The organism is Rhodopseudomonas sp. BR0G17 (assembly GCF_010907025.1).
Classification (GTDB): domain Bacteria; phylum Pseudomonadota; class Alphaproteobacteria; order Rhizobiales; family Xanthobacteraceae; genus Rhodopseudomonas; species Rhodopseudomonas palustris_H.
On sequence record NZ_QUML01000024.1, the window covers coordinates 62,689 to 87,275 of the forward strand.

25 protein-coding genes are annotated in these 24,587 nt (G+C 63.9%); 16 read left to right on the forward strand and 9 right to left on the reverse strand.

Translation table 11 applies throughout. From position 1 onward, the window contains the following. Positions 1 to 108: 108 nt before the first annotated feature. Genes DY467_RS17840 through DY467_RS17855 form a run of 4 tightly spaced genes read left to right on the forward strand, consistent with a single transcriptional unit; the run spans position 109 to position 2,626 of the window. Positions 109 to 951, forward strand: a complete 843-nt coding sequence (locus DY467_RS17840) for an ABC transporter permease (protein ID WP_164637939.1) — start codon at positions 109 to 111, stop codon at positions 949 to 951. Further along, entirely contained in the window at positions 951 to 1,730 is a 780-nt protein-coding gene (locus DY467_RS17845; protein WP_164637941.1) for an ABC transporter ATP-binding protein, read from the forward strand. The genes DY467_RS17840 and DY467_RS17845 overlap by 1 nt, the downstream gene beginning before the upstream one ends. A gap of 28 nt (positions 1,731 to 1,758) precedes the next feature. Beyond that, positions 1,759 to 2,268, forward strand: a complete 510-nt coding sequence (locus DY467_RS17850) for an OsmC family protein (RefSeq protein WP_164637943.1) — start codon at positions 1,759 to 1,761, stop codon at positions 2,266 to 2,268. 31 nt (positions 2,269 to 2,299) lie between these two features. Next, positions 2,300 to 2,626, forward strand: a complete 327-nt coding sequence (locus DY467_RS17855; RefSeq protein ID WP_164637945.1) for a YdhR family protein — start codon at positions 2,300 to 2,302, stop codon at positions 2,624 to 2,626. A gap of 104 nt (positions 2,627 to 2,730) precedes the next feature. Here DY467_RS17855 and DY467_RS17860 read toward each other — a convergent pair whose 3' ends face one another. Then, positions 2,731 to 4,335 (reverse strand): GMC family oxidoreductase, encoded by a 1,605-nt coding sequence (locus tag DY467_RS17860; RefSeq protein WP_164637947.1) that lies wholly within the window; start codon positions 4,333 to 4,335, stop codon positions 2,731 to 2,733. A gap of 333 nt (positions 4,336 to 4,668) precedes the next feature. Between DY467_RS17860 and DY467_RS17865 the strand changes: the two genes are divergently transcribed. Further along, the gene (locus DY467_RS17865; RefSeq protein WP_164637949.1) at positions 4,669 to 5,655 is read left to right on the forward strand and encodes an ABC transporter substrate-binding protein; all 987 of its coding nucleotides are present in this window, start codon (positions 4,669 to 4,671) and stop codon (positions 5,653 to 5,655) included. 160 nt (positions 5,656 to 5,815) lie between these two features. On the opposite strand, the gene DY467_RS17870 is transcribed toward DY467_RS17865, so the two are convergent. From DY467_RS17870 to DY467_RS17885, 4 genes are read right to left on the reverse strand one after another with little or no spacing between them, the layout of a single operon-like run. Next, positions 5,816 to 7,063, reverse strand: a complete 1,248-nt coding sequence (locus DY467_RS17870) for a nitrogenase component 1 (RefSeq protein ID WP_164637951.1) — start codon at positions 7,061 to 7,063, stop codon at positions 5,816 to 5,818. Next, a complete protein-coding gene (locus DY467_RS17875) occupies positions 7,063 to 8,421 on the reverse strand; it encodes a nitrogenase component 1 (protein WP_164637953.1) in 1,359 nt (452 codons plus the stop codon). Before DY467_RS17875 ends, DY467_RS17870 begins: the two co-directional genes overlap by 1 nt. Before the next feature lies 1 nt (position 8,422). Further along, on the reverse strand, positions 8,423 to 9,295 hold the full coding sequence (locus DY467_RS17880) for a nucleotide-binding protein (protein ID WP_119018536.1): 873 nt from the start codon (positions 9,293 to 9,295) through the stop codon (positions 8,423 to 8,425). A gap of 43 nt (positions 9,296 to 9,338) precedes the next feature. Continuing rightward, positions 9,339 to 10,556 (reverse strand): radical SAM protein, encoded by a 1,218-nt coding sequence (locus tag DY467_RS17885; RefSeq protein ID WP_107346571.1) that lies wholly within the window; start codon positions 10,554 to 10,556, stop codon positions 9,339 to 9,341. A gap of 447 nt (positions 10,557 to 11,003) precedes the next feature. On the opposite strand from DY467_RS17885, the gene DY467_RS17890 reads away from it, so the two are divergent. From DY467_RS17890 to DY467_RS17940, 11 genes are all read left to right on the forward strand, one after another. Continuing rightward, entirely contained in the window at positions 11,004 to 11,951 is a 948-nt protein-coding gene (locus tag DY467_RS17890) for a sulfonate ABC transporter substrate-binding protein (RefSeq protein ID WP_164637955.1), read from the forward strand. A 42-nt stretch (positions 11,952 to 11,993) separates the two neighbouring features. Further along, on the forward strand, positions 11,994 to 13,169 hold the full coding sequence (ssuD, locus tag DY467_RS17895) for an FMNH2-dependent alkanesulfonate monooxygenase (protein WP_164637957.1): 1,176 nt from the start codon (positions 11,994 to 11,996) through the stop codon (positions 13,167 to 13,169). Next, on the forward strand, positions 13,166 to 13,972 hold the full coding sequence (gene ssuC / locus DY467_RS17900) for an aliphatic sulfonate ABC transporter permease SsuC (protein WP_107355463.1): 807 nt from the start codon (positions 13,166 to 13,168) through the stop codon (positions 13,970 to 13,972). The genes ssuD and ssuC overlap by 4 nt, the downstream gene beginning before the upstream one ends. A gap of 4 nt (positions 13,973 to 13,976) precedes the next feature. Beyond that, entirely contained in the window at positions 13,977 to 14,822 is an 846-nt protein-coding gene (locus DY467_RS17905) for an ATP-binding cassette domain-containing protein (protein ID WP_164637958.1), read from the forward strand. Between the two features lie 10 nt (positions 14,823 to 14,832). Next, complete coding sequence (locus DY467_RS17910) at positions 14,833 to 15,402, forward strand: flavin reductase family protein (RefSeq protein WP_164637960.1); 570 nt, start codon at positions 14,833 to 14,835, stop codon at positions 15,400 to 15,402. Positions 15,403 to 15,563: 161 nt separating this feature from the next. Then, positions 15,564 to 16,517 carry an aliphatic sulfonate ABC transporter substrate-binding protein gene (locus tag DY467_RS17915; RefSeq protein ID WP_164637962.1) on the forward strand — a complete coding sequence of 318 codons (954 nt, stop codon included), beginning with the start codon at positions 15,564 to 15,566 and terminating at the stop codon, positions 16,515 to 16,517. 337 nt (positions 16,518 to 16,854) lie between these two features. Then, a complete protein-coding gene (locus tag DY467_RS17920) occupies positions 16,855 to 17,085 on the forward strand; it encodes a hypothetical protein (RefSeq protein WP_159060671.1) in 231 nt (76 codons plus the stop codon). Then, positions 17,082 to 17,705: a helix-turn-helix domain-containing protein gene (locus DY467_RS17925; protein ID WP_164637964.1), complete on the forward strand. Its 624-nt coding sequence runs from the start codon at positions 17,082 to 17,084 to the stop codon at positions 17,703 to 17,705. The genes DY467_RS17920 and DY467_RS17925 overlap by 4 nt, the downstream gene beginning before the upstream one ends. Positions 17,706 to 17,966: 261 nt before the next feature. Next, entirely contained in the window at positions 17,967 to 18,455 is a 489-nt protein-coding gene (locus DY467_RS26235; RefSeq protein WP_205502500.1) for a hypothetical protein, read from the forward strand. Positions 18,456 to 18,590: 135 nt separating this feature from the next. Next, positions 18,591 to 18,830, forward strand: a complete 240-nt coding sequence (locus tag DY467_RS17935) for a DUF2218 domain-containing protein (RefSeq protein ID WP_164637966.1) — start codon at positions 18,591 to 18,593, stop codon at positions 18,828 to 18,830. 59 nt (positions 18,831 to 18,889) lie between these two features. Beyond that, positions 18,890 to 19,990 carry a threonine aldolase family protein gene (locus tag DY467_RS17940; protein ID WP_164637968.1) on the forward strand — a complete coding sequence of 367 codons (1,101 nt, stop codon included), beginning with the start codon at positions 18,890 to 18,892 and terminating at the stop codon, positions 19,988 to 19,990. Between the two features lie 4 nt (positions 19,991 to 19,994). On the opposite strand, the gene DY467_RS17945 is transcribed toward DY467_RS17940, so the two are convergent. The 4 genes from DY467_RS17945 to DY467_RS17960 all read right to left on the reverse strand — a co-directional run. Beyond that, positions 19,995 to 21,374, reverse strand: a complete 1,380-nt coding sequence (locus DY467_RS17945) for a nitrogenase component 1 (protein WP_164637970.1) — start codon at positions 21,372 to 21,374, stop codon at positions 19,995 to 19,997. Positions 21,375 to 21,386: 12 nt separating this feature from the next. Further along, positions 21,387 to 22,892, reverse strand: a complete 1,506-nt coding sequence (locus tag DY467_RS17950) for a nitrogenase component 1 (protein ID WP_164637971.1) — start codon at positions 22,890 to 22,892, stop codon at positions 21,387 to 21,389. 15 nt (positions 22,893 to 22,907) lie between these two features. Further along, a complete protein-coding gene (locus tag DY467_RS17955; RefSeq protein ID WP_164637973.1) occupies positions 22,908 to 24,221 on the reverse strand; it encodes an O-acetylhomoserine aminocarboxypropyltransferase/cysteine synthase family protein in 1,314 nt (437 codons plus the stop codon). 35 nt (positions 24,222 to 24,256) lie between these two features. Further along, on the reverse strand, positions 24,257 to 24,587 hold a 331-nt coding region (locus DY467_RS17960; RefSeq protein WP_164637975.1), incomplete at its 5' end, for an ABC transporter permease subunit.

Here is a 24,587-nt window from a genome sequence, read left to right on the forward strand (position 1 = left end):
GCTGCGGACGGCAGATCGCGTGCGAAGCGAGTGGCATGCGGGGCCGGAGATGTCGGCCCCGCCAAATGCGGCTCCTGACGTGGAGCCAAATTGGGAAGCGGTTTGGCTATGACCTTGACGTTAGACAACGCCGCGCCGGTCACGACGGCAGCTGCATCGGCGCATCGCCGCGCACCTCCTTGGCGCGGGCCGGCGCTTGGACTGCTGTTGCCGCTGACGGTGGCGGTCGGCTGGGAAGCGGCAGTATATCTCGGCTGGTCCAACGGCCGGCTGGTGCCGCCCCCGTCTCGCGTGTTTTCGACCATTGCCGAATTGGCACGAACCGGAGAACTCACTCGGCACGTTGTCGCGACGCTCGGCCGCGTCGCCGCCGGCTTCGGTCTCGGCGTCCTGTCGGGGACGGTGCTCGGCGCGGTCGCGGGCTATTGGAGTGTCGCACGCCGGCTGCTCGACCCGACCGTTCAGGCGCTGCGCGCGATCCCGTCGATCGCGTGGGTGCCGCTGTTCATTCTGTGGCTCGGGATCTTCGAGACTTCGAAGGTGGCGCTGATTGCGGTCGGCGTGTTCTTCCCGGTGTATCTCGGCGTGATGGGCGCGATCCGCTCGGTGGATCGCAAGATCGTCGAGGTCGGCCGCGCGTTCCGATTGTCCGGCCCGGCGATGATCCGGCGCATCCTCCTGCCGGCGGTCCTGCCAGCCTATGTGCTGGCACTCCGCGTTGGGCTGGGGCTCGGCTGGATGTTCGTGGTCGCGGCCGAGTTCATGGGTGCCTCGGAGGGGCTTGGCTTCCTGCTGATCGACGGGCAACAGCTCGGCAAGCCGGCGCAGATCGTCGCTGCGATCGTGATCTTCGCCTTGCTCGGCAAGACCACCGACTGGCTGATCGAGATCGCCACCCTGCCCCTGCTGCGCTGGCAGGATGCGTTCGGCCGGCACGACGGAGAAACTTGATGCTGGTGCTTGACGGCGTCGACAAGACCTACCCCGCCGGCGTTCACGCCCTGCAATCGTTCTCCGCGAGGATCAATCTCGGCGAGATCGTCGCGGTGATCGGCGGCTCGGGCTGCGGCAAGTCGACTTTGCTGCGGGCGATCGCCGGTCTCGATCGGGCGAGCGCCGGCACCATCATGCTGGACGGTGAAATCATCACGGCGCCGCATCCCAAGATCGGCATCATTTTTCAGGAACCACGGCTGCTGCCGTGGCTACGCGTCGCCGACAATATCGGCTTTGGTCTTGAACGGCTGCCGCGATCGGACCGTCACGCGCGCGTCGCCGCCGCGCTTGCCCGAGTGGGACTGGCCGACAAGGCGAAAGCGTGGCCGCGCGAACTGTCTGGCGGTCAGGCCCAGCGCGTAGCAATCGCACGGGCGCTGGTGCCGCAGCCGGAAGTCATTCTGCTCGACGAGCCGTTCTCGGCACTCGACGCTTTCACCCGCACCGATCTGCAGGATCACCTGCTCGATCTGTGGGCAGATACGCGGCCGACGCTGATCCTGGTGACCCACGACGTCGAGGAAGCCGTGGCGCTCGCCGACCGTGTCTTGGTGATGCGGCCGAGGCCGGGGCGATTATTTGAAGAAATCCGAACCGATCTGCCGCGTCCACGCGACCGCACCTCGGCGGCTTTCGAAGACATCAAGCACGCCGTCCTGCATTCACTCGATCGCTCGCTGCAGCGCACCGGACGCCGGGACGACGATTTGCTCGTCAAAGGCGCCGGGATATAACTCATCAAAACAGGGAGGAGCGATCAAAATGGATGCGCTGGAATTGCGCGCGCTGCAGGCGCCGATCAAGGACCGCTATAAGGCCGATCCGGCCACCGCGCTGATCACCCTGAAAGCCAAAGGCGCGATCGACGCCGACGGCATCAGTTGCAAGGTCGAAACTGGCAAGGCCTTAGCAACGGCCGGCCTGCATCCGGCAACCGGCGGCTCCGGGCTTGAACTCTGTTCGGGAGACATGCTGCTCGAGGCGCTCGTCGCGTGCGCCGGCGTCACCCTGAAGTCGGTTGCGACCGCGATCGAAGTGCCGCTCTCGCGGGGCGACGTGGTCGCCGAAGGCGATCTGGATTTTCGCGGCACGCTCGGCGTCGACAAGGAGGCACCTGTCGGCTTCCGCGAGATCCGGCTGCGATTTGACGTCGAAACCGACGCGGCGCAGGACAAGCTCGATCTGCTCTTGAAACTGACCGAGCGCTATTGCGTGGTGTATCAGACCATCAAGAACGGCCCGAAGGTGTCCGTGTCGCTGCATCGCGTCTAATCGATATGCTCACGCCGTCAGGACAAAACCGATGATGACCGCCATTGTGCGCTATCGCCTGCCCTCGCATATCGACCGGGCCGCATGCCGAAATCATTTCGAAGCGATCGCTCCGGATTTCCAGTCTGTGAAGGGGCTGCTCAGCAAGCACTTCATCTGGAGCGAGCGCGGCGTCGCCGGCGGTGTGTATCAATGGGCGAGCCAGGCGGACGCCGAGACGTTCTACTCCGGTCCTTGGCGCGACGGCATCGTCCAGCGCTACGGCATGGAGCCGGAGATCGAGTTCTTCACGGTGTTTGCCAAGACCGACAACGAAGCCGGAACGGTTACTGTCGTCGAAGCGGCCCAGCCGGCTTGACGTCCGCTACGGCATGAGATGCGCGGCCGTCAGCGCCCGCGAGGCTCCACGATCACCGAGCCAATTCCGGCGCCAACAGTTAGCTCGCCCTCGATTGACGAAGTTCAAGCACTTCGCTGCCCGCGAATAAGGTCGGACGCCTTTTCACCGATCATCACCGCGGGCGCATTGGTATTGCCGGAGACCAGCGTCGGCATCACAGAGCAGTCGGCGATACGCAATCCTTCGATGCCGCGGACCCGAAGCTTTGGGTCGAGAACCGGGCCGATTGCGCAGGTTCCGGCCGGATGAAACAGCGTCTGCCCCTTCTGACGGGCGTGCGCCGAAAGTGCGTCGTCGGTGGTGGCGCCGGCTCCCGGCAGATACTCCTCGACGATAAAGTCCGCGAGCGGCTTCTCGCTCGCGATGGTCCGTGCCAGACGTAAGCCATCAATGACAGCGCGGCGATCCGTTTCGGTTGCCAGATAGTTCGCTCGGATGCGCGGCGGCTGCCGCGGATCAGGGGCATCGATCAGCACGCTGCCGCGACTTTCGGGCCGGAGCTGGCACACGTTCGCGGTGAAGCCTGAGAACGAATGAAGCTGGTCCGCCGAGCTCTCGGCACTGAACATCATGAAATGATACTGGATATCCGGACGCGTCAGCTCCGCACGTGTCCGCGCAAACAGCCCGACCTGGCAGGCGCTGATCGTCATCGGGCCGGACCGGTTTAGCAGATATCGCGCCCCCATCCATAGCTTGCGCACCGGGTTGCGGACGATATCGTTCAGCGTCAGCGGATGGGCCGCCTTCCAGACGATGCGAACCTGGAGGTGATCCTGCAGATTGGCACCGACGGCAGGCAAATCCAGCACCGGTTCGATCGCGACGCTCGCCAGATGTGCGGCAGGCCCGATGCCCGAAAGTTGCAGCAGCTGTGGCGAATTGACAGCGCCCCCGCATAGGATCACGTCGGATCGCGCACGCAGGACCCGCCGTTCGCCGCCACGTAGATATTCCACACCGACAGCTCGGCCGCCCTCGATCACGACACGGCCGACCAGCGCCTCGGTCTCGACGCGCAGATTTGCGCGCCGCAGTGCCGGCCTCAGAAACGCCACCGCGCTGGAGCAACGGCGACCGTCACGGGTCGTCAGTTGCACGTAGCCGACGCCATCCTGGGACTCGCCGTTAAAGTCCAGATTGGCCGGTACGCCGGCAGAGGTGGCGGCGTCGATGAAGGCCTGGCAGATTGGATTGCGCTCGCTGAGGTCGGCGACCGCCAGCGGCCCGCCTACGCCATGATACGCATCAGCACCGCGGACCTGATCCTCCGAGCGCTTGAAGTACGGGAGGACATCGGACCAGCCCCACCCAGACGCGCCGGCGGCTGCCCAGCCGTCATAATCGTCAGGGTGCCCCCGCATGTAGACAAGGCCGTTGATACTACTGGTCCCACCGAGCACCTTGCCGCGCGGCCAGAAGATTCGCCGCCCGTCCATCGTCGGCTCCGGCTCGGTCTCGTAGCACCAGTTGATGTCGGGATTTCGGATCGTCTTGGCATAGCCGATCGGAATGTGAATCCACGGGTTGGAATCGCGGGGGCCCGCCTCCAAAAGTGCGACCGAGGTGGCAGGGTCCTCACTGAGGCGATTGGCAAGGACACATCCCGATGACCCTGCTCCCACGATGATGAAATCGACTGTCTCGGTCGTATTGGCGCGTGTCATCGGAGTCCGTCGGAAAGCGCTTGTCAGCAAGCGGATAAAGAACGGTGCGCGAATTGCTCGAAATCAATTGGGATGTCAATCGAGCGATGATCGCGGGGACTTAGGATGGACCTCAGCGCTTTACCGTGAGCCAGCAACTTCGACTACGCCTCGGCTAACGATCGAAAGGAATTTCTGCAAAAGCGTTCGGCCGCGTGCTCCTCATCGTTTTGTTTGCCGGATAGTTGATAATGCTGACCGACTTGGTCAGCATCGCGTTCACTCGGTGATCGCGACGACCGTGTCGTGGACGCCGCCCTTCAGGACTGTTTCCAAAACGTCAGAGGTCGTTTGATGTCGATTGGCATGTCGCGTCGCCGTTTGTTGCAAGCCAGCGCGGGTCTTGGGTTCTCCGGGTTGCTGGGCTCAGCAAGCGCACGAGCCGCGGCCCCAACTGATCTCTCCGGGGTCACGCTGCGGATTGCCTTCTACAAGGGGCTGCACAAGACCTTGCTGGAAACGGCAGGCTTGGCCGCAACGCCCTACAAGATCGATTGGAAGGAGTTCAACTCCGGCGTCCAGCACATCGAAGGCATCAACGTCGACGCGCTCGACCTGGGTTCGGGCAGCGAAACCTCGGCGGCGTTCGGGGTGAAGTCCAAAGCACGCGTGAAATTCATCGCGGTCTATCGCGAGGATCTCAACAATCAGGGCACGTTCGTTCAGAAAGATTCGGACATTCATCGCGTGGCGGATCTCAAGGGAAAGCGCGTCGGCTACGTTCGGGGAACGACGTCTCACTATTATCTCTACAAGCAGCTGGCTGAAGCCGGTCTATCCTTTGGCGACATCAAGGCAACCCACCTTGCGCCCACCGACGGCCTGTCTGCCTTCGCCCGTGGTGACCTCGATGCATGGGCGATCTGGGGTTACAATGGCCAACTCGCCCGCTCCAAATACGGGGCTCGTACCCTGAAGACAGGCGTCGGGTATCTTTCAGGAAACTTCCTGATCTCGGCCAATCCTTCCGCGATCGACGACCCGCTGCGGCACGCTGCGCTTGCAGACTTTCTCCTGCGGCTGCAGAAGGCCTATGCCTGGAGCAATGCGAACTACCCGACCTATGCGGAAGCCCAGTCGCGCGATACCGGGGTTCCGGTCGAGGCCATTCTCGACCTGTTCGACAATCGCAGCCAGGATTACAGCCTGATCGCCAACAGCGATGCAGCGGTTCAAAGCCATCAGGAAGTCGCTGACGTGTTCACCAAGATTGGCGTGTTCGACTCACCGGTAGACGTCAAGCCTTTCTGGGACCGCAGCTTCGACCAGGCATTGGCCTGACCAACGAACCACCTGACGAATGCAGCAAACGCCGCGACGTCGACGCCGCCGCGGCACCTGGAGAGGTTACCCATCTCCCTGCTGATCGTCAGACAGACGCCCATCAATCGCTCGCTCGGCAACGTCGTGATGGTGGACGGTCAGTCCCGCGGGGCGCTCCCTACGCTTGATCCGACGCCGTCACGATCGCCTCCAGCAACGTCAGACCGCCGCGAGAGCCGCCGAAGCCACTTGTCAGGCTCAGGCGGCGGGTCGGCGCAGCGCATTCGATCAACGGCACTGCGAGGCGGTCAGCGACCGCTCGCTCCAGGGAGCTGCCGAACACGATCTCCGCGCCACTGCTCCCGATAAGTGCGGCGATCTCGTCGTCGTCTTCGCTGTAGTGAACGATGGGCAGCTCATCCTCGAGCGTGCTGCGATGCTCCGCGGGCGGATTGTCGGTGACGACGATCGCGGCCGGCGACCAACCGAGGGTCCGGCTGAGAAACCGAACGATGCCTCCCGCGTGCAGACTCGGCAAGGCAACGGCAAAGCTGCGGGCACCGCCTTGTCGATAGAGCGTCTCCAGCAGCCGGTCGATGAAATACGCCTCGCGCTGCCGCTCGCGGTCGATGAAGATCCGCGCCGCCGCATCGTCCACCTCACCAGCGGCAGCGACGATCCTTTCCAGCAGCGCGCCTGTCGCCGCGGCGCCAACGGGCAATCCCGCGCTTTCGATCCAAGGAATGCCGAAGCGGTCATCAAGCGCACGGACCGCCGCCCCGCCCCAGGGCGACAACGAGACGCTTAGTTCGGCCTGTGCGGTCGACCGCAGGCTCGATAGCCCCCCGAACGGACCGAATATCGGGTTCGGGATCAGGCCCACACCAGCGATCAGCCGAGACAGCTCCTCGATCTCCGCCAGCCACGTTGCATCCTGATGCGGGACGGGACCGAGAATGTTCACCAGGCCGGCTCGGGTCACTCCCGGAGCGACCGTTCGCTCAACAACCGCCTGCAGGAACGATTGATAGCCATGATAGGCCGAGCCGCGAAATCCAGCGGTCGCCAGGTCGAGCACCTCGTCCCCGGCCTCCCGCGCCTCTTGCGCCATCGCCTCGACGTCGTCGCCGATCATCTCGGCCGGGCACCCGGTCAGAACCACGGTGATTTCGCTCGACACCACGCCGCGCGTATTCTTGATCTGCTCGCGCAACCGCGACGCGCCGCCAAACACAATGTGCTTCTCCGACAGATTGGACGTCGGCCACGACGCGCCGCAACCGCCGACATCCTGCCACAGCCCGGCTTGCACACCGCAGCCGGGCGTCGCATGGACGAGCGGAGTCACGCCATCGATCGCGGTTGCGGCGTAAAGCGCGCCATGCAGCGCGCATCCGGCGCGTGGTCGCATCAGATGCGCCGCCATCATCTCACCTCACGCTTGATGTGCCAGTCCGGGCTGCGCTTCAGCCAACCTGCGCGATATGCGGACGTCCCGAGCCCGGCCGTAAAACCATTCTGCCGTGCGGCCAGCGCCCGGCCGATGCGGGTTGCAAGCTTTGTCTCTCCGGCCGCCCCGAGCAAATCGTCGCCTTCGATTGCCACGGCGGCAATCCCGGCGCGGGTCGCAGTCGCCGCGACAGCCGGCGTTCCGATCAGCAGGTCCGGCTCGATCTTGCCGAGCCAGTTCACCAGTTCAAACGCCTGCCCTGCTCCGACATGCAAGGCCACGGTCGTCGCATTGGTCAGAGCCTTGAGCCCCTCGACATGAAGGCTGTCGATCCAGTCGACGCTGATCCCGGCAATCCGGCCGCCGAACTGCACCACAAGCTCAGCGATCGCCAACGCCTGAGATGGCGGCAGCGCAATCACCACACGGCGGTCCTCCAGCAGGTCGGCGCTGACGCGATCGTCGATCCTGATCGGCAGCGGTCGCTCGGTCGCCTCGGCGACGGCTTCGACAAACCGCCGCGCACCCAAGGCGCCGATCGGCGGCGGCAGATGCAGGAACGGCACCCGGTGCAGCCGGTCGAGTTCGCGGCGGAGCACGTCGGACTCGTCCTGAAACACCGCGACGCTGAGGACCGCCTGCGCCGCCTTGGCGAACGCTTCCTGGCCGGCGCCGGCCGGCAGAAGATTGACCTCGAGCCCAAGCGCGGCAAGCTGTTGCGCCACAGCAGTGAGGCCAGGGCCCCGCTCAAAAGCCAGCAGGTTGATCAGGTCGCGCCGACGGCCGTGCTGCGGCGGCACCAGGGACGCCAGAGCCGCGCTCGCAATATCGTAGCCGGTGGCACCGATCCGCGAACGGAATCCATCCGTCCGCAGCTCGACGACGGGGATGCCGAGTTCATCACTCAGCTCTTGAGCCACCGCCTGGATGTCGTCGTTATTGATCGCAACGACGGGCGTTGCCACCACGACAATTCCCCAGGGGTGGTGACGTTGATACAGCCGACGCAGCGTCCGAGCGAGATTTCCGTCAGCGCCGAGAATGGTGTCGCGCTGATCGAGGTTGGTGACCGCCCATGGACGGCCCGGGCGGCTGCGCACCAGCGCGCCGGCGCAGCCCCGCGCACCGTGGACGACGATCCCCAGCCCTTCCACGTCTGCCAGAACGCGCAACGCGATCGAGACATCGTCGCTAGCAACCTGTGAGAACGTCCGAATCCGCGACGCCGGTGGCCCGGCTTCGAGTTCAGCGATCAAGGACGCGACGTCGCCCAAATAGGCACTGACGCCATTGAGCCTCCGTTCCCGGGTCGGCGGCTGAAGTGCCTTCTCCACCTCACACCACCTCGACGAGCCGACGCTCCGCCGCGCCGCCGAACACACGGTCACCCCATTGTTTGGCCCATTGCTTCAACGCTGGGGCGTTGAGAGGCTTGGGGATCGACACCGGATGATCGCCTGCGATGTGCCGCGCGAGCTGACGGTACACGTCAGCCTGCTCTGAAGTCGGTGCCGCTTCGATCACGGTCTGGCCGTACAGTTCGCTCTGTGCCACCGTCAGCGAGCGCGGCACGTAGCCCACCACGTTCGTTCCTGTTCGCGAGGCGAAATCGTCGATCAGCGCGCTCGCATAAGGCGTCTGGATGCTGTTGGCGATCACACCGCCAAGCCGTGCGCCGCCCGAAGGCGCGTATTTGCTGATCGCCTTGAACAAATTGTTGGCCGCGAAGATCGCCATGAAATCCGACGACGTTACGACGAAGGCGGATTCGGCGATGCCATTGCGGATCGGCACCGCGAAGCCGCCGCACACCACGTCGCCGAGCACATCGTACAACACGTAATCCGGCTTGAATTCCTCGAACAGTTTCAGTTCATGCAGTAAATCGACCGCGGCGTTGATGCCGCGCCCCGCGCAGCCCACTCCAGGCACCGGCCCGCCGGCCTCGATGCAGAGCACACCGCCGAACCCAATCGCTGACACGTCTGCGATGGTCGGCCGGCCACTATCCCGCAGGCTGTCCAGCACGGTCGGTAGATCCTCGCCACCCCGCAGGATCGTCGTCGAGTCGCTCTTCGGATCGCAGCCGATCTGAATCACGCGATGCCCCGCCTCCGCCAGCGCCGCGCTGATGTTCGACGTCGTGGTCGACTTGCCGATGCCTCCCTTGCCATAGATGGCGATGTGCTTGGGCTTATTGGTGCTCACGAACCCCCCGTTGTGCTCGGCGGTGAAGAGGTGACGACGCAGCTCACTCGGCGGGTTCGAGCTGCCTGGCCGTGCCGAAAATCGGCAACGTCTCGTCCTCGATCCGGTAGATGTCGTGCTGCAATGTGTCGGATGAGGCGTTGCTGTCGAACACGTGCTGGTAGGTGATGCCGTTCTTCTTCCAGATCGCGACCAGTTTGTGCGCGAGGTCGAGGTACCAGCCCGGCTCCGGACAACGGTGGCCTTCGAGCTCCGAGCCGGGGTTGGGACACCAAACCGCGAACGTCCCGACCACCCCCTTGGACGCCAGATACTCCAGCCCGGCAAGCGTGCTGCGCTTCGGCTCGATTCCCGCGACGATGTTGGAGCGCACCCTGCCATGACCGAACACGGTGACAGCATATTCGAGCGCCTTGACCCAGTGCTCCCAACCGCCACCGCCCCTCGCCTTGCCGGGGCAGATCGCGTCATAGATCCCCTTGTCCCAGATCTCGATGTTCATGGCCGTGGTGCGGTAGCCGGCCTCCTTGAAACGATCGAGATTGCGCAGATCGAGCGGCGCAGCAATCGTCGCGGTGCCGTTGAAATCGTCGAGCCCGGTGTGCTGCTGAATGGCTTCCGCGACGTCGAGGTAGTATTCGAGTTCACGGCGCTCAGGGATCACGCCACCGCTGACCGTCAGGTGATCGATCGCACCGTCATTGTAGGCGCGCGCCGCCGTCTCGCCGATCTGCCTCGCGTTCTTCCAGAACACCCCACCTTTGTCGCCATACACGTCCTTGGTGTAATTGATGTTGCAGAACAGGCAGTCTTCGCCCTTGTCCTTGTACGAGCACTCGTTGCTATAGACCACGAACAGGTGCCGATCGGCGTAGTGCGCACCAATCTGCGCCATCTCGATCCCATCCGACGTCTTGGCGCCATAGAATGCCGGACGCTCACGAAATCGGATCTCGGCGATCACCTCACTGCCATCGATCAGCACCGTCCGATCGCCGAGCAGATCGACCCGATAGCCTGATTTCGGATTCCAGCGGAACGGGACGCTCAGTCCGAGCGGCAGATAGAAATGCGACGGCAGCTCGACCGTGTGGGTTTCGAAATCCATCTCGAACAGGCAATGCACCTGCTCCTGGGCCTTGATGCCGGGCTGGACGAAATCGAGCGCCTCGCCGCTGATTGCAACGCCGTTGATGCCAAGCTCTGCCTTGAGCGCCAGTTCGCGCCAAAGTCCTTCCTTCAACTCGCTCACTGTCGGCATATACATCTCATCCGTGATTGCGCCACGGCCCCGGGGGGCCATCAGGCGGTCCGCAAATCATCCTCGAACCTTATCCCGCCGACAATTCTGAAGATGACGCCGTTTAGAGGTTGTTTATGATGGACCTGATCGGCTCAGCAGAACAGGTGATCTAACAAGGTAACTAATTGCAGATAGCTTTCGGCGCTCATCATCGATCGGCGATCTGGACCTGCGTTGTAACTGGCTTGTCTCGGGAGGAACGGCCGCGACTAAGTTCCATCTCCTGGGGATCAACTGCGATCGTTTGCCCGAGAACAACCATTCCGCGTTCGGCCCAAACAGAGGATTTTACCTCCGCCTGTGCCTCCGTCTGAGCACGGGCGTTGCTATTTTTCCCAACGGCTCGACACCGCCTCCCCGGCCTCCCATCATTCCTCGCGACGAACCAACAACGAGGGAGGCCAGATGCAGCGCCGACAATTTCTCCAGCTATCCGCCGGAGCCGCTTTGCTGCCGATTCTGTCGCGCTCAGCCGCGGCCGAGCCGCTGACCGAGATCCGCATCGGCTATCAGAAGAACGGCGTGCTGGTGATCGCGCGGCAACGGCGGACGCTGGAAGATCACTTCGCCGGACAGAATATCGGCATCAAATGGCTGGAATTCTCTTCCGGTCCCCCGATGCTCGAGGCGATGAACGTCGGCAGCATTCACTACGGCGCCGTCGGGGACTCGCCGCCGATCTTTGCCCAGGCTGCTGGCGCTTCAATCGTCTACGCGGCCGGTCAGCCGATTACCAACGGTCAGGGCATCCTGGTTCCGAAGGATTCGCCGATCCGCGCTCTCGCCGATCTCAAGGGTAAGCGCATCGGCTTCACAAAGGGATCGAGTGCCCACAACGTCGTCTTGCTGGCGCTCAAGAAAGCCGGCCTGACCTATGGCGACATCACGCCGGTGTACCTGTCCCCGCCCGACGCCGGGCCCGCGTTCGCGCAAGGCAGCATCGATGCCTGGTCGATCTGGGATCCATATTTTGCGATCGGCGAGCTGAAGCAGAACGGGCGCGTGCTGGTCAATGCGTCCGAGGTGGGCCGGACCAACTCGTTCTACATCGCCAACCGTGAATTCGCTCAACGAAATGCGTTGATCCTGAAGCAAATCATCGACGTCACCAGCGCGACCGCGCGATGGGCTGAGGATCATCGTGGCGACGTCGCTCAGTCCCTCAGTGCGGTCACAGGCATCCCGCTCGATATCCAGACGATCGCCGCGAACCGCTCGTCCTTTGTGGTTGGGCCGGTGACGGACGAGATCGTCTCGACCCAGCAGGACGTCGCCGACCGTTTCCATCAGCTTGGCCTGATTCCCCGCCCGATCGTGGTGCGCGATGCGGTTTGGCGGCCGCCACAGGCTTGAGCCGGCAAACGCAAAAAAAAGGACAATCCAGGAGCACGGCGCATGACAACCCCCCAGACGACATCTTCGAACTTCCTTTGGTTTCTTCCGACCCACGGCGACGGTCACTATCTCGGAACATCGAATGGTGGCCGCGACGTCAACTTCGGCTATCTCCGGCAGATCGCACAAGCGGCCGATCAACTCGGCTATTTCGGCGTTCTGCTGCCCACCGGACGGAGCTGCGAGGATTCCTGGGTGGTGGCCTCGGCGGTGGCGCCTTGGACCGAGAGGTTGCGTTACCTGGTCGCCGTCCGCCCCGGCCTGCAGTCGCCCAGCGTCGCAGCTCGAATGACCGCGACGCTGGACCGCTTGATTGGCGGCCGGCTTCTCGTCAACGTCGTCACCGGCGGCGATCCGATCGAGAACAAGGGCGACGGTGTGTTCTTGTCGCACGACGAGCGCTACGAGGTCACCCGCGAATTCCTCAACGTCTATTCGGACCTGTTGTCCGGCAAGACCGTCAACGTCGCCGGAAAGCACATCACGATCGAGGATGGACGGCTGCTATTTCCGCCGGTGCAAAGCCCCCGCCCGCCGCTGTATTTCGGCGGGTCATCGGACGCCGGCATCGACGTCGCAGCCGACACGGTCGACAAGTATCTGACCTGGGGCGAGCCGCCCGCGCAGGTCGCCGAGAAGGTCAATCGCGTCCGGGCGGTGGCGGAGTCGCGCGGGCGCAAGCTGTCGTTCGGCATCCGCTTGCACGTGATCGTTCGCGAGACCAACGAAGCTGCCTGGGCCGCAGCCGACGATCTGATCCGCTACGTCACCGACGACACCATCGCCGCCGCGCAGAAGGTGTTCGCCCGGATGGACTCGGTCGGTCAGCAGCGGATGTCCGAGCTACACGGCGGCCGCCGCGACAAGCTCGAGATCAGCCCCAATCTTTGGGCCGGCGTCGGTCTGGTGCGTGGCGGCGCTGGCACCGCGCTGGTCGGCGATCCGCAGACCGTGGCCGCACGGATCAAGGAATACCAGGACGTCGGCATCGACACCTTCATTCTGTCCGGATACCCGCATCTTGAGGAAGCCTATCGGTTTGCCGAGCTCGTCTTTCCGCTGGTGAAGCCACAGCACGCGGGCAATGTCACACCGCTGCGCGCCAACACCGGCCCGTTCGGCGAGACCATCGCCAATGAGCATCTGCCGAACGCCAAGCAGGTGGCCAAGCCATGAGCCTTGTCGAAACCCTCGCCCGACCGCGCGCGTGGCGTCTGCCGCGACCGGACGGGCTGATCCAATGGATCGTGCCGCTGCTGATCATCCTGGTCTGGCAAGCGGCCTGCAGCCTCGGATTTGTATCGGCGCGTGTGCTGCCGGCGCCGAGCGACGTCCTCGTCGCCGGCTGGAAGTTGCTGCAGTCCGGCGAACTCGTCCGCAATATCTGGGTCAGCTTCTGGCGCGCCTCGGTCGGCTTCGCCATCGGCGGCAGCATCGGCTTTGCGTTTGGTCTCGCCAACGGCCTGTCCAGCCTCAGTGCCAAGCTGTCGGACACCACGTTGCAGATGGTCCGCAACGTGCCGCACCTGGCGCTGATCCCGCTGGTGATCCTGTGGTTCGGGATCGACGAGGAGGCCAAGCTGTTCCTGGTCGCGCTCGGCGTGTTCTTCCCGATCTATCTGAACACCCTGCACGGCATCCGCAGCGTCGATCCGCAACTGATCGAGATGGGGCGGATCTACGGTATGAGCAACGTCGAACTGTTCCGCCGGGTGATCTTTCCAGGCGCGCTGCCCTCCGTGTTCGTCGGCGTCCGTTTCGCGCTCGGCATCATGTGGCTGACCCTGATCGTGGCCGAAACCATCGCTGCCTCGTCGGGCCTCGGCTACATGGCGATGCAGGCGCGCGAATTCATGCTGATCGACGTGGTCGTTCTATCGATCCTGATCTACGCCCTGCTCGGCAAACTCGCCGACAGCGCCTCCCGTCTACTCGAACGGCAGACGCTGTCGTGGCACCCGGCATTCCAGCGCTCTTGAGGGGATGATGATGGAAGCGCTTCAATTCCTTCTGGCCGCCCCGCCCGGCGCTTACGATCCGGTCGCCCGCACCATCGAGGACGAACATCGCCCCTCGCAGCCTCCGACAAGCGCGCTCGCGCTCGACATTCGCGGTTTGCGCAAATCTTTTGGCGACAACGACGTGCTTCGCGGCATCGACCTGCATATCCCGGCCGGCCAGTTCGTCACCATTGTCGGCCGCAGCGGCTGCGGCAAGAGCACGCTGCTGCGACTGATCGCCGGGCTCGAAACTCCGAGTGCAGGCCACATCGTGTTCGGCGAAGACAAACTACCGGGCGACGTCCGCGTGATGTTCCAGGAGCCACGCCTGCTACCGTGGGCACGGGTCCTCGCCAATGTGGAGGTCGGTCTCGGCACCGAGCGCAACTCTCCGGATGCCCGGGCGCGCGCCGATGCGGCCCTGATCGAGGTCGGTCTCGATGACAAGCGCGGGGAATGGCCGGCGGTGCTATCCGGAGGTCAAAAGCAGCGCGTCGCATTGGCCCGCGCCCTGGTCAGCCGACCGCGCGTGCTCGCCTTCGACGAACCGCTCGGCGCCCTGGACGCGCTGACGCGCATCGCTATGCAGCGTCTGCTCGAACAGGTGTGGCAGGCCCAGGGCTTCACCGCCATCCTGGTGACCCACGACGTCGCCGAGGCGGTTGCCCTCGCCGATCGCGTGCTGGTGATCGAAGACGGCCGCATCGCCAAGGATCTGCCGATCGATCTGCCGCGCCCCCGCCAACGCGGCTCTGCCGAGCTCGCCGCCCTCGAAGGTGAGATCCTAAGAGACCTGCTGAAGGGCGCGGAGGACACATTCGAGCTGTGAGGCTGCTGCCATGACGCTTGCCATCGAGGACCGTCTTCGTTCCGCTTCGCCGGCTGACTTCGCCCATGCGATGCGGCAGCTCGCGAGCGGTGTCAGCGTCATCACCGCCGGCAAAGGCAGCGCCCGAGTCGGCATGACCGCCACGGCGGTGACCTCGCTGTCGGCGACGCCGCCGACGTTGATCGTCTGTCTCAACCAGAAATCGTCCGCGGGCCCGCTGATCGCTTGCAGTCACGCCTTCGCGGTCAACATCCTCGCTGCCGACCAGATCGAAATCGGCGAACGCTTCGCCGGCAAGGGCGGCCTGAAGGGCGCAGCGCGGTTCGCCGGCGGTACGTGGAATACGGGTGTCTCGGGCGCCCCCGTTCTGGCCGGCGCACTCGCGACCATCGAGTGCGAGCTCGATGAAGTTATCGAGCGGCATACCCACGCGATCCTGGTTGGCCGCGTCGTTCACACCTCGACGCTGCCGCGCAAAGCCTCACTCACCTATTGGCAGGGCAGCTACGTCGCCATCGATCGCGACGAAGATCTCGTGCGCCTGGCCGAGGTCAGCGTACCAAGCACCAAGCACGGCTAGCAACGAATCTGAAAGCTGACTTGCGAATGGGGCAAACAGTCCTTTCCCCAATCGGATGCTGCGCAGCATAGTTCGCATGACTGCCTTCGATCTTTGGAATTCAGTCGGATTGGAATTCCTGCCTCTAATAACATCCCACGAATGATCTCTGGAGCAGGCTCATGATGTCGTCGCGTAGATCGTTATTTGCCCTCGCCTTCGCCGCGCTCGCGGCATCGTCCATCGGCTTCGCCTCTGCGGCGGACCTGAAGGAAGTCCGCATCGGCTTCCAGAAGGCGGGCATTCAGCCTGCTGTGAAGGAACGCGGCGTCCTCGAAGCGGCGCTGAAGGAAAAGGGCCTTTCCGTGAAGTGGGTCGAGTTCGCCTTCGGCCCGCCGCTGCTCGAAGCGCTCAACACCGGCAATATCGATTTCGGTTACACCGGCGACACTCCGCCGATCTTTGCGCAGGCCGCAGCGGCCAACTTGCTGTACGTTGCCGCCCTGCCCGGCTCCGGCAAGAACGAGGGAATCGTCGTTCCGGCGAACTCGCCGATCAAGTCGGTCGCAGATCTCAAAGGCAAGCGGCTTGCTATTCCGAAAGGATCGAGCGCACACAACACGGCCGTCGCCATCCTCGAAAAAGCCGGCCTGCAGTTCACCGACGTGACCGCGGTGTACCTGCCGCCCGCCGATGGCACCGCGGCATTCGCCGGCGGAACGGTGGACGCGTGGGCAATCTGGGATCCGTACCTCGCGCTGGCCGAGAAGAGCGGCGCCCGCGTCCTGAGCTTCGCCGGTGACGCTCACGACTCGATCGGATTCTTCCTCGCCAACCGCGAATTCACCAATGCGCATGGCGACGTGGTGGCGCTGATCAACCAGACCTTCGCCAAGGAAGCGCAATGGGCAAATGCGCATCACGACGAGATTACTAAATCCCTCGCCGCCTCTACCGGCGTCGATCCAGCCGTGGTGAGCGTACTGGTCGGCCGCTCGGTGTTCGAGATCACGCCGGTGACCGAGAAATACATCGCCGAGCAGCAGCAGACCGCCGACCGCTTCCACAAGCTCGGCCTGATCCCGAAACCGATCAACGTCCGCGACATCGTCTGGAAGTGGTCGCCGGCGTCCTGATCATCGATTCTCCCGTTGGGCCACCTCGTCCGGCATCGCACGGCCCGTGCAATGCCGGACGTTTTGTATTGAGCGCCCACCGGACCGACCGCCGAACGTCTCCCATCGCGAGCACCGCCACCGCGGAGGTAAAATAGCAGCGGACTCGGCTTCGGCCGGTCCAGCCCCACTTGGCCCGAAACACCTAGCCCCGCCATGTCTGCGATAGCAGACATGGCCTACGCGAGCGCAGCAGGCTGAAATGCCTTGCCACTGGACAGAGCAAAGGCGCTCGATCCGTTGTTTTCTCGCTGCACTGATTGTCATGCGGGGGTTTATCGCCGAACATTGGACTCTGATGGATGACAACGAGGACGTGGTGTCCGTGCAATCGGCGAATGTGATCGATCTGAGTGCGTACCGGGCGCAACGAAAGGCGCTCACCGCTGCGGCGAACTCAGCCCCGACGTGGGATCAATACCAGCCGCTTCCGTTTCACGGTCAGGCCTTCTTCTTCGGTTTCTGGCCGAGCTGGGTCATGGCACCGATTATGCTGATCGGCAGCTACACGCCCGGAGCGAAAGGATGAGCGACGCCAGCTTCCGGCTCGAATCCCACGAAACCGAGGCGAGGCACGTGTCAGTCGATCTGCCGTCGATCGTCGGGCATAATCTGCGGCGGCTTCGAGTCCGGCAGGGTTACTCGCTTGAACGTCTGGCCAAGCAATCCGGCGTCAGCCGTGCGATGCTTGGACAGATCGAGACCGGCAAGAGCGTGCCGACGATCGGAACCTTGTGGAAGGTCGCGACCGCGCTCGGCGTCCCATTTGCGCGCCTGATCGCCACGGAGGGCAACCACCGTCCCCAGGTGCTGCGCCGCACCGACGCCAAACTTCTGACGTCGAACCAGGGTCAATTCACCTCGCGCGCGCTGTTTCCGTTCGATGGCGAGCGCCAGGTCGAATTCTACGAACTGCGGTTGGCACCGCTCCATCGCGAGGACGCCGACCCGCACGCCGCCGGCACCCGCGAAAATCTGGTCGTTGCGAAAGGTGCCATTGAAATCACCGCAGGTGCGGAGCGGCCCGTCGTGCTGAGTGCCGGCGACGCGATCCTGTTCGAAGCAGATGTCCCGCACAGCTATCGAAATCTAGGCACCGAGGAAGCCGTTCTGTTCCTCGTCATGACCTACGTCGAATCCATCGGGTAGCCGCTCGTCGCGCGACCAGCCCCCAAAGCAGCGTTCCTCACGTCGGAGCGAACACACGCCTGAGCTATGTGGGGGTGCCGTCAAAGAGATCTGCTGTTCAACAGCAAGGAGCCGGCAGGTGGCCGGCTCCGGGCTGATCTGCAGAGGATGGAACGAGGCGATTAGGCCTTCGCCATCATCCCCATCATCATCATGCCGCCGCAGCTCATCATCATCGGCATGCCGCCCGTCATCATGGTCATCATGTTCTGGCAGCACTGCATGAACATGTCCTTCATCGCCGGATCCATCGGCGCCATCTCGCAGCTCATCGTGCCGTTCGGCGACATCGTGCACGTCATCTTGCACATCATCATCGGCATCGCCATGCCCGGCATGCCCATCATCGACATGCCCGCCATCATCGGGTTCATCATCATCGGATTCATCATGGCCGGCATCCCGCCCATCATCGGCATCGGCATGGGCATCATCGGCATCATCTGCATTGCGGTATTCATGGCTCTCTCCATCGTCCGGGACGAACTTGCTTCGTCTGCTGACCTGGAGAGTAGAATTACGTTACTAATCACTCAATCGCGAATACGGCCTTCTCTGCGCTTTCCTCCAACAAGTCGGCTGCAACGCCAACAGAACAGCGGCAAAATCCGTTTTTATGGAAATTCGTCTGCTATGTTGGCACGGCGGCATCAAAGCAAGACCCCCCTCTATTGTCGTGCATCGCCGGCGCGCCTGACCATTGATGGATGAGCGAATCCCAGATCTGGAATCACAGCGATGTCGGTCGCCGCTCAGTGACTTCAAAAAGGTAGGCACTCGCTGCAACGGCGATACGCCGCTAGACCGCACTCGGTTGAGGGCAGCGTTGTCTCGCCGGCAACGACTATGGCTGCGACGACTTCCGTCGCCTCGCCCGCGGGCGAACAAATGAAATCGAAATTTGATACGATCCTGGCCCGCGGTGCTTTGCCGCTCGGTGAGAAACGGCTTACCGCAAGGCCAGACGCCCTATTGCCAGATTTGACCGCGACAGACGCGGTCAACACAACGATCTTCGAGGAAAACGTCTCCAGCCGCATCGAACACTTCGCGTTCCGCGAAGAGCTTTACTTCATGTGGAACTAATAGATTATACTAGCTAACGGCAGCACCGCCTTTGTTAAACGTGAGCGTGACATCGCACCGTGATCTACACCCCCGCCCCTGAAGATGCCCGACTGCCGCCGGTGCGGATCAATCTGCTGTCGGACACCCAGACGCAGCCCAGCGCGGCGATGCGGGAGGCAATGGCGCGGGCGCCGGTGGGGGACGAACAGATCGGCGCCGATCCGACCGTGAACGCGCTGTGTGCTCGGGTTGCCGATCTGCTCGGCAAGGAAGCCGCGGTGTTCATGGCGTCCGGCACGATCTGCAATATCGCAGCGACGCTGGCGCATTGCCGAGCCGGTGACGAAATCCTCGCGCACGAGACGTCGCATGTGGTCTCGCTGGAGGGCTGTACACACGCTGCGCTCGGCGGCTTTCAGATCCACCCGCTACCGGGCACAGGCGGTCAGTTCTCGGCCGACACGCTGCGAGCGGCACTGCATCGGCCTGACCGGCATCAGGCGAGGCAGAGCTTGGTGTGCGTCGAGCAGACCACCAATCTCGGCGGCGGCACGGTGTGGCGGACGTCCGCGCTCGGCGACATCGCGGCGCTGGCTCGCGCCAACGGGCTCGCCACCCACATGGACGGCGCCCGCCTGATGAACGCAAGCGTCGCCAGCGGCGCATCGCCCCGGCAGATCGCTGCAGGCTGGGACTCGGTGTGGATCGATTTCAGCAAAGGTCTCGGCGCGCCACTCGGTGCAGTATTGGCCGGCTCGAACGACTTCATCGACCAGGTTTGGCTGTGGAAGCAGCGGCTCGGCGGCTCGTTGCGCCAGGCCGGCATTTGCGCCGCCGCTTGCCTCTATGCGCTCGACCACAATGTCGATCGGCTCGCTGACGATCACACCAATGCCAGGCTGCTCGCAGCAGGCTTGTCGCAGATTGGCGGCGTGACGGCTGAACCTCCCGAGACCAACCTCGTCTATTTCGATATCCCAGACGTGGCATTGTCAAAGCAGGAATTAGTCGACGCGCTGCGCGCCGATGGCGTGCTGATCTCGACCCTCGGTGGACGGCTGCGGGCCTGCACGCATCTCGACGTCACGACCGCCATGATCCAAGAGGCGCTCGAAGTGATCCGCAACGTGGTGGAAGGCGACACGGCGGCCCGGATCGGCCGCCGCGCACAGGTCTGAGCGGTCAGGCCATCGTGCTCGCGCGCACCACCGTGGTGTAGGTCCGCTCGATCAACTGCAGCGCCCCGCGATAGCCCACATAAGCGCGCGACAGCACGACCTCGTCGGTGCACGGATAGCCGATCTCGACCAGCGGCGCGCCGATCTCATCGGCCAGCGCCGCCTCCCAGGTCGAGCCGAACACGATCGGCAGTTCGCCTGTGAAATCGGTCGCGCGCACGATCTGATGGATGCGCTTGCCATCCTGCTCGAACACGGCCTCGGCGCCGGAATGGTCGGCAAGTGCGCGATACTGTTTCTGGATCGTCTCGCGCAGCTCCTCCGGTGGATTCTCGCTGATCACGAACGGCCCCGGATTGAGCCCGAGCTGCTCGACCAGGAAGCTCGCCACCGCGAGATTATAGGCGCTTTCGCTGACCACGATCGCCTGCGACGGCAGCCGGTACTGGCTGGTCGAGCCGGCATAGAAGCAGGCGAAGTCGCGCAAGTAAACGTAGTGCTCCTTTTCCTCCTGCGCGATGAACGCTTCGGCGCGTGCCCGATCGAGGTCCGCGAACTCCACGACCCGGCGCAGGAACGCGCTGGTCGCCTTGGCGCCGATCGGGATCGTCGGCTCGTGCAGGAACGGCTGGCCATAGAGATCCTCGAGATGCGCCGCGGTCGAGAGCCCGAGCCAGGGCGACAGCACGAGATTGAACTGCGCCTTCGGAATCGCGCGCCATTCCGCGACGCCGGCCGATGCCGGGCCGAACAGAATGTTCACCTGGAGGCCGATGCCTTCGAGGATGCGGCGGATCTCGGCCAGATCCCCGCGCCAGAACGGGTTCTGATAGGGCAGCAGCGACCAGACATTGACCAGGCCGTGCTGCAGCGGCGCATCTCCGGCGTCGACGAACTGATCGATGATGGCGCGGATCACTGTCTCGTGCCCGGTGAAGTTATTGCCGCGATAGCCGCTGGTCTCGGCCACCACGATCGGCACGCCGCGCTTTTGATAGCGACGCACGACGCTGCCGACGTCGTCGCCGACCAGGCCGGGAATGCAGCCGGTCTGCACCACGAACAGATCGGCCTCCATCACCTTCAGCGTCGAGGCGATCAATTCGTCGAGCCGATCGGCACCGCCGAAGATCACTTCCTGATTACCGAGATTGGTGCTCGGCACGTGGAATTCGCCGCCCTGATAGGCGTTGATGCCGGATAGCGCATGAAACTGCTTGGTGGCGCAGCCAGGCCCGCAATGGGTGATCGGGATCGCGCCGGGAATGGCGATCACGCTCGCGAGCGCGCCGAGACTGCAGCCGTAGCGCACCTGCTCGATCGCGCCCGGCGAAGAGCAGAACGCACCGGTGGGATCTTGGGCGTTGGTGACGGGAGACAGCATCGATGAACTCTTTCAGGCCAGCTCGGTGATCGGCGCGTAGGGATCGGTCTCTGCCAACCACCAAGGCTGGTACGGAAACGAGCTGTGTGCGGCGACGTCTTCGTAGAACCGCTTGCGCGGCAGCACACGCAGGATGGCGCGGCCGACCGTCAGCAGGCCTTCGTAACCGAGGCCGTCGTTGGAATAGAAAATCGGCAGCACGGGAATGCCCATTCGGCCGGCCAGCACCGCCAGCGTGCCGGTGTGTCGGCAGATCACGAAGTCAGGCTTGGCCCGTAGCAGCGCAGCGTGAGCTTGGAAATGCTGATCCGGGCTCACCGTATAGTTCGGGATGTCGCCCCAGGCGTCGACGAGGTGGCCGAGCGAATCCTGCTGCGGGTCGCCGGAGTCGGTGGTCGGATCGTGGTGGAACGAGAACGCATCGTCGACGGTGACGCCGAGTTCGCGCAGATCCGTGATCAGCCCGTGGGCGAATGCGGCACCGGCCGCGACGAAGCCACGCTTGCCAGTCAGCGCCTTGCGGAGACGAGCCAGTTCCGGCGCGATGCGTGCCCGTTCGCTTTCGATCACAGCCTCGACCTTGTCGGAGGTGCCGGTCAGCCGGGCGATGTCGCGCAGCCAGTTGTCGGTGGCGTCCAGCCCATAGGGCAGCGGCGCCCTCACTTCCGGCACGCCGAACTCCTGTTCGAGCCCGGTCGCGAGATACGACAGTACGAAACACATCGTCACCGTCGCCGCGGCTTCCGACATCTGCGCCAGCCGTTCCAGTGTATTGCCACCCATCACCAGATTGACCCGCAGCCCGAGCGGATTCAGTAGCGGCGAGAACACATCGGGGCCGCCGAGATGGATCACGTTGATCAGGTCCGGCTGCTTGGCTCGCGGATATGGCACCAGCCGGCGCAGGATGCCGTGCTCGATCACGTCCCAGCCGCTCGACCAGTGCTTCGATTTGAACCCTTCGCAATGCAGGGTGACGACCGGGATGCCAATCTCGTCCTCGACCCGCTTGGCAGCGCCATCGACATCGTCGCCGATGATGCCGGTGGCGCACGAGGTTGCCACGAAAATCACCCGCGGCTTGTGGCGCTCATAGGCGTCACGGATGGTGTCCTCCAGGCGGGAGACGCCGCCGAACACCATGTCCTGCTCGCCGAGATTGGTGCAGATCGACTTCGGGTCTTCCAGCTTCCAGCCGCGCCGGGCGGCAAGATCGCGGTAGTAGCGAGCGGTGAACGACTGGCTGGCAGCGCAGCCGATCGGCGAATGCTGCACCACCACCGAGTCCTGGATAATGGTAGCGTTGGTGACGGCGATGTGCTCGGCGCACATCGACGCCTGCGCGAATGGCGTCGACTGTTCGCACAGCCGTCGCCCCCCGTTCTCGCACCCCTTCGAACAGCCGTATGTGAAGGCAGAATCCTTGACCAATTGCTCGGCGCGGCCATCCCACTGGGTGATGGTGCCGAGCCGCTGGTCGCGGGTTTCGACCTGGGGAGTCTTCAGATTGAGCGCCATGTGCGCCTCGCAAATTCAGGTGGCGTCGAGCGCCTGGGCGATGTCGGCGATAATGTCGTCGACGCTCTCGATGCCGATCGACAACCGCACGTAGCCCGGCGTGACGCCGGCGGCGAGCTGCTTGTCCGGCGCGAGCTGGGCATGCGTCGTCGACGACGGGTGGATCGCGAGACTATGGGCGTCGCCGATATTGGCGACGTGGAACAACAGCTTCAGCGAGTCGATGAAGCGTCGGCCCGCCGTGAAGCCGCCCGGCAGCTCGAAGCCGACCAGCGCACCGTAGCCGCCTTTCAGATAGGTGTCGGCGCGGCGCCGCGCCTCGCCGCTCTGCAGGCCGGGATAGATCACGTTCGCGACCTTGGGGTTCTGCGCCAGATAGTCCGCGATCCGCGCCGCATTGGCAGTCTGCTGGCGGATCCGCAGCGGCAGCGTCTCGACGCCCTGAATCAACTGAAACGCGTTCTGCGGCGACAACGCAGGGCCGAGGTCGCGCAACAGGCCGGCGCGCGCCGCAAACGCATAGGCAACCGGACCGAACGGCCGGGCGATGTCCGGCCAGTTGCGGCCGTTGTAGGATGGATCGGGGCCTGTGATCAGCCGATGACGGTCAGCGAACTCCTCCCACGGGAACTGGCCGCTATCGATGATGACGCCGCCGATCGTGGTGCCGTGCCCGCCGATATATTTGGTGGCCGAATGCACCACGATGGCCGCGCCATGCTCGATCGGCCGCGCCAACAGCGGCGCCGCGGTGTTGTCGATGATCAGCGGAATGCCGAAGCTGCGGCCGATGTCGGCGACTTCGCGGATCGGAAACACGTTGAGCTTCGGATTCGGCAGCGTCTCGCCGAAATACAGCCGGGTGCGATCGTCGGTGGCGGCGCGGAACGCCTCGGGGTCGGACGGATCGACGAAACGCGCCTCGATGCCGAACTGCTTCAGCCGGTTGGCGAAGAAATTCCAGGTGCCGCCGTAGAGATCGGTGCCGGTGACGATGTTGTCGCCGGCCTGCACCAGCGTCAGCACCGACAGCGCCACCGCAGCCTGCCCCGATGCCAGCGCCAGCGCCGCGGCGCCGCCTTCAAGGGCGGCGAGCCGTTCCTCCAGCACATGCGCGGTCGGATTGCCGATGCGCGAATAGACGAAGCCGAACTCCTCGAAATTCACCAGCCGGTCGGCACGTTCGGTGGTCTGCAGATCGAACGAGGTGCTCTGATAGATCGGCACCTGCGTGGCGCCGGTGGCAGGATCGGCGCGAAACGAGCCGCTGTGCAGAGCGAGCGTATCGATATTGCCAGGAAGCAGTGGTTGCACAGTTTGCAGCGACATGAGGTCTTCCTTCGAAACAGAGCTACGGCCTGAAATTAAGCGCGGGATGCCGATCGCTTGCCGCGGGCGATGCGGTGATTGACGGCGCGCGCAGCCGCGTCGCCGAGCAACTGAACGGACTGAACGATGGCGACGAGCACGATCACGACCGCAGCCATCACCTCGGGCATGAAGCGCTGATAGCCGAACCGCACGCCGAGATCGCCGAGGCCACCGCCGCCGACGGTGCCGGCCATCGCCGAGTAGCCGATCAGGCTGACCAGCGCGACGGTCTGCCCGGCGACGATGCTCGGCAGCGCTTCCGGGATAATCACGCGAACGATGATCTGCAGCGGCGAGGCGCCGATCGCCTCGGCGGCTTCAATC

Coding starts and splice junctions, on each gene's coding strand:
- DY467_RS17945 (WP_164637970.1), bottom strand. CDS start 21,374: ATGCTGTCTCCCGTCACCAACGCCCAAGATCCCACCGGTGCGTTCTGC.
- DY467_RS17845 (WP_164637941.1), top strand. CDS start 951: ATGCTGGTGCTTGACGGCGTCGACAAGACCTACCCCGCCGGCGTTCAC.
- DY467_RS17865 (WP_164637949.1), top strand. CDS start 4,669: ATGTCGATTGGCATGTCGCGTCGCCGTTTGTTGCAAGCCAGCGCGGGT.
- DY467_RS17915 (WP_164637962.1), top strand. CDS start 15,564: ATGATGTCGTCGCGTAGATCGTTATTTGCCCTCGCCTTCGCCGCGCTC.
- DY467_RS17850 (WP_164637943.1), top strand. CDS start 1,759: ATGGATGCGCTGGAATTGCGCGCGCTGCAGGCGCCGATCAAGGACCGC.
- DY467_RS17950 (WP_164637971.1), bottom strand. CDS start 22,892: ATGGCGCTCAATCTGAAGACTCCCCAGGTCGAAACCCGCGACCAGCGG.
- DY467_RS17860 (WP_164637947.1), bottom strand. CDS start 4,335: ATGACACGCGCCAATACGACCGAGACAGTCGATTTCATCATCGTGGGA.
- DY467_RS17955 (WP_164637973.1), bottom strand. CDS start 24,221: ATGTCGCTGCAAACTGTGCAACCACTGCTTCCTGGCAATATCGATACG.
- DY467_RS17920 (WP_159060671.1), top strand. CDS start 16,855: ATGGATGACAACGAGGACGTGGTGTCCGTGCAATCGGCGAATGTGATC.
- DY467_RS17905 (WP_164637958.1), top strand. CDS start 13,977: ATGATGATGGAAGCGCTTCAATTCCTTCTGGCCGCCCCGCCCGGCGCT.
- DY467_RS17855 (WP_164637945.1), top strand. CDS start 2,300: ATGATGACCGCCATTGTGCGCTATCGCCTGCCCTCGCATATCGACCGG.
- DY467_RS17935 (WP_164637966.1), top strand. CDS start 18,591: ATGGCTGCGACGACTTCCGTCGCCTCGCCCGCGGGCGAACAAATGAAA.
- DY467_RS26235 (WP_205502500.1), top strand. CDS start 17,967: ATGAACATGTCCTTCATCGCCGGATCCATCGGCGCCATCTCGCAGCTC.
- DY467_RS17885 (WP_107346571.1), bottom strand. CDS start 10,556: ATGCCGACAGTGAGCGAGTTGAAGGAAGGACTTTGGCGCGAACTGGCG.
- DY467_RS17840 (WP_164637939.1), top strand. CDS start 109: ATGACCTTGACGTTAGACAACGCCGCGCCGGTCACGACGGCAGCTGCA.
- DY467_RS17870 (WP_164637951.1), bottom strand. CDS start 7,063: ATGGCGGCGCATCTGATGCGACCACGCGCCGGATGCGCGCTGCATGGC.
- DY467_RS17925 (WP_164637964.1), top strand. CDS start 17,082: ATGAGCGACGCCAGCTTCCGGCTCGAATCCCACGAAACCGAGGCGAGG.
- ssuD (WP_164637957.1), top strand. CDS start 11,994: ATGACAACCCCCCAGACGACATCTTCGAACTTCCTTTGGTTTCTTCCG.
- DY467_RS17910 (WP_164637960.1), top strand. CDS start 14,833: ATGACGCTTGCCATCGAGGACCGTCTTCGTTCCGCTTCGCCGGCTGAC.
- DY467_RS17890 (WP_164637955.1), top strand. CDS start 11,004: ATGCAGCGCCGACAATTTCTCCAGCTATCCGCCGGAGCCGCTTTGCTG.
- ssuC (WP_107355463.1), top strand. CDS start 13,166: ATGAGCCTTGTCGAAACCCTCGCCCGACCGCGCGCGTGGCGTCTGCCG.